At 61.4% G+C, this 4,497-nt stretch carries 7 protein-coding genes; all 7 read right to left on the bottom strand.

Going from position 1 to position 4,497, the window contains the following annotated elements:
• A partial coding sequence (locus tag VIW95_RS07625) for a hypothetical protein (protein WP_331585016.1) occupies positions 1 to 260 on the bottom strand: 260 nt, incomplete at its 3' end.
• A gap of 14 nt (positions 261 to 274) precedes the next feature.
• Complete coding sequence (locus tag VIW95_RS07620; RefSeq protein WP_331585014.1) at positions 275 to 859, bottom strand: hypothetical protein; 585 nt, start codon at positions 857 to 859, stop codon at positions 275 to 277.
• A 15-nt stretch (positions 860 to 874) separates the two neighbouring features.
• Positions 875 to 1,120 carry an NIL domain-containing protein gene (locus VIW95_RS07615; RefSeq protein WP_331585012.1) on the bottom strand — a complete coding sequence of 82 codons (246 nt, stop codon included), beginning with the start codon at positions 1,118 to 1,120 and terminating at the stop codon, positions 875 to 877.
• Positions 1,121 to 1,125: 5 nt separating this feature from the next.
• Positions 1,126 to 2,199 (bottom strand): cysteine synthase family protein, encoded by a 1,074-nt coding sequence (locus tag VIW95_RS07610; protein WP_331585010.1) that lies wholly within the window; start codon positions 2,197 to 2,199, stop codon positions 1,126 to 1,128.
• Complete coding sequence (locus VIW95_RS07605; protein WP_331585008.1) at positions 2,153 to 2,431, bottom strand: MoaD/ThiS family protein; 279 nt, start codon at positions 2,429 to 2,431, stop codon at positions 2,153 to 2,155. The genes VIW95_RS07610 and VIW95_RS07605 overlap by 47 nt, the downstream gene beginning before the upstream one ends.
• Before the next feature lie 63 nt (positions 2,432 to 2,494).
• On the bottom strand, positions 2,495 to 3,760 hold the full coding sequence (locus VIW95_RS07600) for a threonine synthase (RefSeq protein WP_331585005.1): 1,266 nt from the start codon (positions 3,758 to 3,760) through the stop codon (positions 2,495 to 2,497).
• Between the two features lie 16 nt (positions 3,761 to 3,776).
• On the bottom strand, positions 3,777 to 4,484 hold the full coding sequence (locus VIW95_RS07595; RefSeq protein WP_331585003.1) for a HesA/MoeB/ThiF family protein: 708 nt from the start codon (positions 4,482 to 4,484) through the stop codon (positions 3,777 to 3,779).
• Between the last annotated feature and the right edge of the window lie 13 nt (positions 4,485 to 4,497).

Raw genomic sequence — 4,497 nt, 5'->3', positions numbered from 1 at the left:
GCGCGATCGACTCCAGCCAATTCGAGCTTCTCGATTATGTCTGAAGCGTGCAGGAGCGTCTCGATGACTTTCGGTGTCTCGGAGTCGTGGAGAGTGAGCGTGCGGTAAGCGTCGTAGAGCGGGAGATTGCCGCGCGGGATTCGTGCGAACAGTTCGTCAGGTGCGCCTTTCGAGCGCAAGTAAGGCTCGAGCACTAAACGTCCGCCGGCCCAATCGACCTCCGGTTCGAGCCGCGCGATCGTGTTATCGAAATCGAACATCCAGAGTCGGTACATCACGGATGAACGCGAACCCTGGTCGCGTAGCCGTCGAACTCAATTGTCGCGCGTGACGGATTTTCCGCATAGCCGGCGATTAACTTGAACGACTCCACCGTCGCGAGCATCGCGATAAAATCCGCGGTCTCCGAACGCGTACCGAACTGTGCGTCGACGGCTGGTGGGCTCTGAGTGTCGGGAATCACCAGAATTTTTCCTGGTGCGTCGAGCCGGGCGATTACCAATGCTCGCGCATCGCGATCGTTCGCGATCTCATCCGCGACTTTTTTCGCAGCTTCACTTCCAATGAGCAGCAGCGCCAGATCGATCGGCGCTTTCGGTTCAACGGTCACCGTCACGTCGGGGTTCAGTTCGTGCGCTTCTGCGATTTTCTTCGCGAAACCGCCTTGCCGGCCGGTGATTCGAACGAAGATTGATCCTACGCCTGCGCCGACCAGGTAAGCGAGCGGGGCTTCGATATCGCGCGGATCGCCCACCAGCATTATACGCGCGGCGAGCAGGCGTTCCTGGCCACGGCCGCCGATGTGCGGCACGATTATCTGCCGGCTGTAGCGATCGATTTGCGCTTCCGTCAGAGTCATCGCGCGCTTGCGGACCTACTCGATTACGTTCTTTTCGATTGGCTCGACGGTGACGCCGGTGCTGCGCAGCCACGTCAGTGCGCGCTCGATCTGATCGTTGGTGCCTTCGAATTCGACGGCGACCAGTCCCATCTCCTCGGACACGCTGGCGCCGCGAATATTGAAAATGAGATCGAACTTCTTCACCAGCTGGTAAAGGATCGGCTCCTTGATCAGCGTGCGCGGATAGCTCAGGTAGTAGCGTTCGTGAATACGTTCCATTTGGGTTATTTGTTTTTCCACTTGGCGATAACTTGTTGCAGGCGCTCGCGACGCCATTCCTGCCATCCGATCCACAAATTCGTCGAGAGGTACTTGTCGCCGAAGTCGCAGAACACGGTGACTATCGTGCCTTCGCGGATCGAGCGCGCGACCTTCAGCGCCGCGATTATTGCAGCCCCCGACGATTGCCCGACCAGGATGCCCTCGGTCTGTCCGAGCGCGTAGACCATCTCGTACGCCTCCTCGGTGCCGACCTGGATTTTGTCGTCGAGCTCTTTTTCGTGATAGATGCCCGGGACGATCGAGCTCGCCATGTGCTTGAGGCCCTCGAGCCCGTGCATCGCGTCGTCGGGCTCGACCGCGATCACTTTGACCGCATTGTTTTTCGATTTCAGAAATCTGCCGGTGCCCATCACGGTGCCGCCGGTGCCGATCGCCGCGACGAAATGCGTCACACTGCCGCGCGTCTGCCGCCAGATTTCCGGGCCAGTGGTCTCGAAATGCGCCAGCGCGTTGGCCTCGTTGTTGTACTGGTCGGGCTTGAAGTAGCGCGCCGGGTTCTCCGCGACAAGCCGGCGGCACATGACGATCGCGCCGTCAGATCCTTCCATCGGATCCGAGAAATGAATCTTTGCGCCGTAAGCCTCGACGATTTTTTTGCGCTCGCGGCTGACGTTCGACGGCATCACCAGCTCGACCGGATAGCCGAGCGTCGCCCCGAGCATCGCCAGCGCGATTCCGGTGTTGCCCGAGGTCGAGTCCAGGATCACCTTGCCGGGTTTCAGCTTGCCTTCGGCGATTCCGACCTCGAGCATCTTCTTCGCCGGCCGATCTTTAACCGAGCCGCCGGGGTTGAAGCCCTCGAGCTTGGCGAAAATCCGCACGCCGGCGGGAATCAGTCCCGCGGTCAGCCGCGAGATCTCAAGCAGCGGAGTGTTGCCGACGAGATCGAGCACGCTCGCCGCGCGCCCGACCGGGACGACCTCATCCAGCGGCACGACGCGCTCGTCCACGTCGGCCGACACGCCGCGGTTAACGTCCGCCGGCAATCGCGGGAACGATTGAGATGTCGTCGCCATCCTTTACCTTGGAGTTGATCGCATCGAGGAAGCGGATGTCGTCGCCGTTCAAATAAATGTTGACGAAGCGGCGGATGTCGCCTTTTTCATCGAGCAGCCGCTCGCGCATCCCCGGATGGCGCCGTTCGAGGTCTTCGATGACCGCTTTGATCGACGCGCCGTCGGCCGGGACTTCATCGACGCCCGCGGTGAACCTGCGAAGTGGAGTTGGAACTCTGACGCGTACTGCCATGATTGGGGACTAGCCTCCTGGTTGAATTCCTACAGTTATGCTGGCCGCATAGCCCAAACAAGGCTAGGCGGCGCTATCGGCCGCGCGTTTTCCCGTTAGCTGATCGAACAACGCGTCGAAATCTTTCAGGCGTGCGTCGATGATCGACGGCTGCTCGATCGCGCTCGCAACTGCCTCGAGCGTTTTGTAGCCGTTGCCGGTAATCGCCACGACTACGGTTTCGTCCGGCTTGATGCGCCCCTGCTTGACCAGCTTGAGTGCGACCGCGAGCGTGGTGCCACCGGCCGGCTCCGCGAAGATTCCCTCGGTGCGCGCGAGCAGTTTGATCGCGTCGATGATTTCCGGGTCGGTAGCGACGTCGCCCCATCCGCCGGAATCGCGCACAGCCTTGAGCACGTAGAAGCCGTCGGCGGGATTTCCGATCGCGATCGATTTCGCGATCGTGTCGGGTTTCACCGGCGTTATCAGGTCCGTGTGCTTGTGCAGCGCGTGGATCACCGGCGCGGAGCCCGCGGCCTGCGCCGAGTGAATCTTGAACTCGCCGCTCTTGATCAGCCCGACTTCCTTCAACTCCTTAAATGCCTTCGCGATCTTCGGCAGAATAGTCCCGCCGGCAGTCGGTACCACGATATGATCCGGCAGGCGCCAGCCCAGTTGCTCAGCGACTTCGAAGCCGAAAGTCTTTGCGCCTTCGGTATAGAAGGGCCGCAGGTTGATATTGACGAACGCCCACCCGTACTTGTCCGCGATTTCGCTGCACAGCCGGTTGACGTCGTCGTAGTTGCCGCGAATCGTGATAACCTTCGCGCCGTAAATCGTCGAGCCGACTACTTTTCCGGCCTCCACGCCTTCGGGCATGAAGATGTAGCATTGCAGTCCCGCGCGCGCCGCGTGGGCCGCAACCGCGGTCGCCAGGTTGCCGGTGGACGCGCACGACACAGTGGTGAAGCCGAACTCGCGCGCCTTGGTAATAGACACCGACACGACGCGGTCCTTGTACGACAGCGTCGGATGATTGACGGTGTCGTCCTTTATATAGAGATGCTTGAGGCCGAGCTCCGCGCCGAGCCGTTTGCAATGCAGCAGCGGGGTGAAGCCGGAGTTTGGACCGACGACCTCGTTCTCGTTGAAGTCGACCGGCAACAACTCTCGATAGCGCCACAGGTTGTGCGGCCGCTTCTCGATTGTCGAGCGCGAGATCGCCGCGCGAATCCGCGCGTAGTCGTAGGTGACCTCGAGCGGGCCGAAGCACGTCTCGCAGACGTGGAGCGGACTTATCGGATACTCCTGGCCGCATTCGCGACATTTCAAATTGGTGATGTAGCTCATCGTGTCCTCGATTCTGTTACTCGCCCGGCGATAGCGATTCGCGATGCCCCTGCTGCCACGCGCCGCAACCGCATCCGGGGCGCGGTCTAACCTCCGCAATCCGCACCCGGCTCGGGCCGGACGCGTCGTAAGTGAGAATTTTTCCTGAGAGTAAAGGCTTTTGCGCGCGCGAGGCGCGCATCGCCTCGCCCGCCTGCATCTCGCCAATCGCGCCCGCGACCGAACCGACAATTCCCGCCTCGCGGCAAGTCTGGATCTCGTCTTCATCGGGCGGCGTCTCGAACACGCATCGGATGCATGCCGTCTGGCCCGGAGTCACCGTCATCGCTTGTCCCGTCATCCCGACTACGCCGCCATAAACGAACGGCGTCCGCGCGGCGACACACGTGTCGTTGATCAAAAACTTCGCGGCTGGACTGTCAGTCGCGTCGATTACGAAATTGTTAGCGGCGACGATGCGCGCCGCGTTGGACGCGTCGAGCGCGATCGCATGCCGCTCGATGCGGACGCCGGGGAATCGCTCGCCGAGCGATCCTGCCGCCGCTTCAACCTTGGGCATGCCGATATCACGAGTGCGAAAGATTACCTGGCGCGCGAGGTTCGACAGCTCGACCGGGTCGGGATCGACAATCGTCAGCCACCGAGCGCCCGCTCGCGCGAGCGCCCACAATGCGGGGACGCCCAGTCCTCCGACGCCGACGATCAGTATTCGATCCGTTGCCACCTACTCGCGCTCC

This window comes from Binatus sp. (SeqCode), from assembly GCF_036522015.1.
Taxonomy (GTDB): Bacteria; Desulfobacterota; Binatia; order Binatales; family Binataceae; genus Binatus.
This window is presented reverse-complemented; position numbering and strand designations above follow the sequence as displayed.

What these genes read in the sequence shown, in the direction of transcription:
- VIW95_RS07615 (WP_331585012.1), bottom strand. Translation starts at nt 1,120, where the DNA reads ATGGAACGTATTCACGAACGCTACTACCTGAGCTATCCGCGCACGCTG.
- VIW95_RS07600 (WP_331585005.1), bottom strand. Translation starts at nt 3,760, where the DNA reads ATGAGCTACATCACCAATTTGAAATGTCGCGAATGCGGCCAGGAGTAT.
- VIW95_RS07610 (WP_331585010.1), bottom strand. Translation starts at nt 2,199, where the DNA reads ATGGCGACGACATCTCAATCGTTCCCGCGATTGCCGGCGGACGTTAAC.
- VIW95_RS07605 (WP_331585008.1), bottom strand. Translation starts at nt 2,431, where the DNA reads ATGGCAGTACGCGTCAGAGTTCCAACTCCACTTCGCAGGTTCACCGCG.
- VIW95_RS07620 (WP_331585014.1), bottom strand. Translation starts at nt 859, where the DNA reads ATGACTCTGACGGAAGCGCAAATCGATCGCTACAGCCGGCAGATAATC.